This is a genomic window from Lishizhenia sp. (assembly GCF_033720595.1).
Classification (GTDB): domain Bacteria; phylum Bacteroidota; class Bacteroidia; order Flavobacteriales_D; family Crocinitomicaceae; genus Lishizhenia.
Genome location: NZ_JAWWCF010000207.1, coordinates 1 through 4,591, shown reverse-complemented (window position 1 = coordinate 4,591; position 4,591 = coordinate 1). Strand labels below are relative to the sequence as shown.

The window sequence follows — 4,591 nt, the reverse complement described above, 5'->3', positions numbered from 1 at the left end:
TGTGCTACCTCAGGGTTGGCCCCATCTCCGGCTTGTCCGAAAATGAAAACAGAAACAAGTATGGTAGCAAAACCTTTGGGTGTATGTACCTATCACCATCATATTTTGATAAATGACAAAGGTCTAAGAGTGAATCATAATTGCTTGTTCCAAGGAAATGTAAAGGATACAGTATGGTTTTGTTTAGATCCTGTTGCTGCTTTCTATTATAAAAAAGGACATCAAAAGTATAAGGAGTTACCTGCATTTGATGAAAATTGTTCCTCTTTTAACGCCGAAGATATGGCCATTATTTACCCCCAAGATGATTCTAAATTGATTATTCCTAAAAACTTTAAAGGAGAGTTCGAAAAGGTCATATTGGAAGCTACACATCGCAATCAAAAAACAGAGTTGTTTTGGCATTTAGACGATGAATTTGTCGGAAGCACGCAAAGGAAGCATCAGTTGAAAATTAATATCAGTCCTGGTAATCATGTCTTGATGATCATGGATGAAAAAGGGCAGAGCAGTATTGTAAATTTTGAAGCGTACTAAAAAGGATACTTCTGTAAGAAATATCCTTTTATTCTATTTTTTTGATTGAAATCTGTTTTATTATTCGCAGCTAGTCGTCCTTTTCTAGCTGAAAAATCTCATTTACCGTAGTCTTAAAAACTGCTGCAATTTTTAATGCCAATATGGTAGATGGAACATATCTTCCCTTTTCCAATGAATTGATGGTTTGTCGAGAAACGCCCACTTCTTCTGCCAAGTTTTGCTGGGTCATGTCCTTTTTTGCACGTTCTACTTTGATGGTGTTTTTCATGACTAATTATTTCTTAGCATATAGAATTTTGTACAGAGGTACATGACGATCATATGCAATAAAATTTCTTTGGCTTTGATTTCTTCTGAAGCCTCATTGGACATTGCTAGGTCCATTATGTTAGCAATAACGAGATACCCAAAACCATAAACCGCGGCAAATGCCAAAGCATTCAATCTAATTTTTTGTATTCTTTCATCCTCTACTTTTTCGGCTGTAAAAACAAGTAAAATCAGTGGGGTAAAAAATAGTACGGTAAATATTCTTTTAAAAAGGTAGTCTTCCCATTCTACAATATTGGCAGATTTAAGTATACCAAAGGTAATCGGAATGATAAATAGGGCATAAACCAACTTTTTGTATTTGTTGGGTAGAAGTTTAAACGTCAAAACTTCATTGTCACTTTTCATAATTAAGTTTTTTAGAATTGTTTGTTAGTTTTTAGAAAATGTGATTCAATAAAGTATTCTAACCCTTTTTAAGTAAAAAGTACTTATTAATTAAGTAGAAGAAGAGCATAGTAAGTATTAGTTCGTTAGCAGATAGAATATATGGTTCTCCGGAGGGAGTAAGAAGGTCCATAATATTTCTAATCATCACATAAGAAAAAGCAAAAAGACTTGCAGCTCCAAGTGCGCGCATTCTAATTTTTTCAATCCTTTCGTCTTCTATTTTTTCAGCCGTAAAGGCAAGTAACATTAATGGGATGAAAAAGAGTACAGAGAACAAGGATTTTGAAGTTTGAGCTTCAAGTTCTAGAACACCTGCCATTTTCAAAATAAGGAAGGTCACTGGGATTAGAAAGGATGTGTAAACCCATTTTTTATACTTGTAAGCTACTAATTTAGGTTTTTGTGTTTGAATTTCTGAATTATTCATATTTAGGAAGTATTTGTTTTACTTATTGACAAATATACTTTACATTTTGTAAAACAAATACTTCATTTAACTTTTTTATTCACTATGAATTAAATTATGCTTTAATTATTTTCTCGTAGGCCAACCTTTTGGCTCCATCAGTAAGGTAGATAACCCCGCAATATTGATAGTCGTTTTTTAGTAAAAGTCGTTGCATGCCCTTGTTATCTTCGTGCGTGTCTATGCGCATAGAATTGATGCCTTTATGTTTTAATTCATTTTCGAAATAATTGAATAGACGGCGAGCAGCCCCCGTTTTTCGGAAATCGTTATGTACAGCCATGCGATGAATAACGCCGTATTTTGCGTTGTCTTGAGTTATCCATTCTCCCTCTATGTTTTGGTAGGTGGGTTCTGATTCTGTTGTAAACATTGCCGTTGCCATAATCTGATGAGGTTCATTGAGCAAGAGGTAGGAAGATTGAAGTTGAATATCTTCTAAAATACGATCTTCATTCGGGTAGCCATTTTGCCATTGATCAATGTGTAAAGAAGCCAAATAGTTTTGAGCATGACCAATAATTTCTAGGATAGCATCCAAATGTTGGGGAGTAGCTTTTATGATTTCCATAGCAATGTTTTGTGCTTCAATGTTACTCAAAATAAAGGAGTCTACCAGCGGTAGCAGCGGCATAAATTGAAGAAAAAAGTTAGGGATACTTGGAACTAATTTGCGACCCTAGAAGCACAATTAGTTATTAGTAGAACTTGCTTTATAAGAAATTTATAGAGCGCATGACGCGGCACCAAGTGCTAACTTGGTGGGGAGCTAAAAAGGAGAATCACTCATTATTTTTAACTGAAGGATGTTTTCTCTAGTATTCCCCCTACTTTTTACCTTACTTTGCACCCAATAACAATCATACAATGGCAAGTTTTAAACAACTAGGAGTAAGCAAAGAGTTTATCAAGAGTTTTAAGGAGTTAGGGATTACTGAACCTACTGAAATACAAGAGAAATCTTTACCTATTCTTTTGGATGAGAATACAGACTTTATTGGTCAGGCACAAACGGGAACGGGGAAAACCTTGGCGTTTGGTGTTCCTTTATTGACGAAGGTAAATCCAGAAAGAAAAGTTGTACAAGCATTAGTGCTTTCGCCAACGCGTGAGTTAGGTCAGCAAATTGCGAAGCAACTTTTTAAGTTTACTAAGTATACCGATAAGATTTTTACAGAATGTGTTTACGGTGGTGAACGTATAGAAATTCAGATTGGAAGGTTGCAAAGACCAACCCATGTGATTGTTGCTACGCCGGGTAGACTTTTGGATTTGATGCAACGCGGTGTGATAAGTTTAGACAACGTAAAAACGGTTGTTTTAGATGAGGCTGACGAAATGTTGAGCATGGGATTCCAGAAGGATTTGGAAAAGATACTTTCTTCTATCCCGAATGCGCAAAACAAATGGTTGTTCTCTGCTACTATGCCACATGGTATAGTTGAAATTTCTCGCAAATACCTTTCGCCCATTGCCAAAGGAGTGCATTTGAATAAGAAGAAAATTGTTAACGAGAAAATACAACACCAGTACATTCAAGTTTTGGATGAAGAGAAATTAGATGTATTGTTGGATTTCTTGGACAGTCAGAAAAAAAACCGAGGAGTTATCTTTTGTAGAACCAAAAAGGCTTCGACGAAATTGGCCAAGCAGTTAAAAGCGAAGAACCATGAAACGGAAGCCATTAATGGTGATTTAACGCAGAAGGAAAGAGACAAAGTGATGCGTGCTTTCCAAAATAAAACATTGAAATACATCGTAGCTACAGATTTGGCTGCACGTGGTATAGATGTGCATAACTTATCTTTTGTGGTACACTATGAGTTACCAGACAAAGATGAGTATTACACACACCGTAGTGGTAGAACGGCTAGAGGAGGTAAAAGTGGATTGTCTTTCGTAATTGCGAATGGTAAAGAAATGAAACAAGTACGCTACTATCAACGTGCTTTAGGGATTTCATTCATTGAGGTGAAGTAACTTTTCTCTAACGTAGATTTGAAGGATGCCAAAAGGTTTTCCTCGAATAGATGAATAATATTTGAACTCCAGAACCGAAGTAGGTTTTGGAGTTTTTTTATTTGGTATAGAAAATATAACTAATAATGATGGCGGCGATAATTCCCGCTAAATCGGCAAGAAGTCCTAATCCTGCTGCGTATCTTGTTTTCTTAATACCTACAGAACCAAAGTATACGGCCAAAACATAAAAGGTAGTTTCGGTAGAACCTTGGAAGGTCGCAGCCATTTTTCCTAAGAATGAATCTACACCATGCGTCTCAAAAACCTCTATCATTAACCCTCTGGCGGCTCCTCCTGAGAAGGGTTTCATAAATGCAACCGGCAATGCTTCGATGAAATTCGTGGTCTGTACGCCGATAAATACTAGAAATACACGCAACCCATCAAACAACAATTCCATGGCTCCTGAAGCCTTGAAAACTCCCACGGCTACCAATATAGCTACCAAGTAAGGAATAATGCCTATCGCGACTTTAAACCCACCTTTTGCGCCATCGATAAATGTTTCGTATACATTGATTTTCGCTCTAATAGCCAAAAGTATAAAAGCAATGATAATGGTGAAGAGGAGCAAGTTTCCTCCTATGTTCGAAACAGGGTCTACTAAATCAGGATTTTCTATCAATAACCATAATAAGCCTAGAATGAAAGCTGTAACACTTCCTAAATAAGCGAGAACTACAGGTTTGAAAAGATTGATTTTTTGCTTGATGGAAACAGCAATTAAACCTACCAATGAGGCGAAGTAAGTGGCAAATAAGATGGGTAAGAAAACTTCTGCAACATTCGCTGAGCCAAACTGACTTCGATATGCTAAAATAGAAACGGGGATTATGGTTAAAC

6 protein-coding genes and 1 pseudogene are annotated in these 4,591 nt (G+C 36.4%); 2 read left to right on the top strand and 5 right to left on the bottom strand.

Annotation, left to right across the window (positions count from 1 at the left end; genetic code table 11):
* Positions 1 to 537, top strand: a pseudogene (locus R3333_RS12555) (hypothetical protein); the annotation flags it as partial.
* 70 nt (positions 538 to 607) lie between these two features.
* On the opposite strand, the gene R3333_RS12550 reads toward R3333_RS12555, so the two are convergent.
* The 4 genes from R3333_RS12550 to R3333_RS12535 all read right to left on the bottom strand — a co-directional run bounded on the left by R3333_RS12550 (position 608) and on the right by R3333_RS12535 (position 2,360).
* Positions 608 to 808 carry a helix-turn-helix transcriptional regulator gene (locus tag R3333_RS12550; protein ID WP_318959120.1) on the bottom strand — a complete coding sequence of 67 codons (201 nt, stop codon included), beginning with the start codon at positions 806 to 808 and terminating at the stop codon, positions 608 to 610.
* Between the two features lie 2 nt (positions 809 to 810).
* Positions 811 to 1,218 carry a hypothetical protein gene (locus R3333_RS12545; RefSeq protein ID WP_318959119.1) on the bottom strand — a complete coding sequence of 136 codons (408 nt, stop codon included), beginning with the start codon at positions 1,216 to 1,218 and terminating at the stop codon, positions 811 to 813.
* 58 nt (positions 1,219 to 1,276) lie between these two features.
* Positions 1,277 to 1,687, bottom strand: coding sequence for a hypothetical protein (locus tag R3333_RS12540; RefSeq protein ID WP_318959118.1), 411 nt, complete (start codon positions 1,685 to 1,687; stop codon positions 1,277 to 1,279).
* Between the two features lie 94 nt (positions 1,688 to 1,781).
* A complete protein-coding gene (locus R3333_RS12535) occupies positions 1,782 to 2,360 on the bottom strand; it encodes a GNAT family N-acetyltransferase (RefSeq protein WP_318959117.1) in 579 nt (192 codons plus the stop codon).
* Between the two features lie 233 nt (positions 2,361 to 2,593).
* On the opposite strand from R3333_RS12535, the gene R3333_RS12530 reads away from it, so the two are divergent.
* Entirely contained in the window at positions 2,594 to 3,706 is a 1,113-nt protein-coding gene (locus R3333_RS12530) for a DEAD/DEAH box helicase (RefSeq protein ID WP_318959116.1), read from the top strand.
* Positions 3,707 to 3,803: 97 nt separating this feature from the next.
* Here the strand turns inward: R3333_RS12530 and R3333_RS12525 are convergent.
* A partial coding sequence (locus tag R3333_RS12525) for a spore maturation protein (protein WP_413468684.1) occupies positions 3,804 to 4,591 on the bottom strand: 788 nt, incomplete at its 5' end.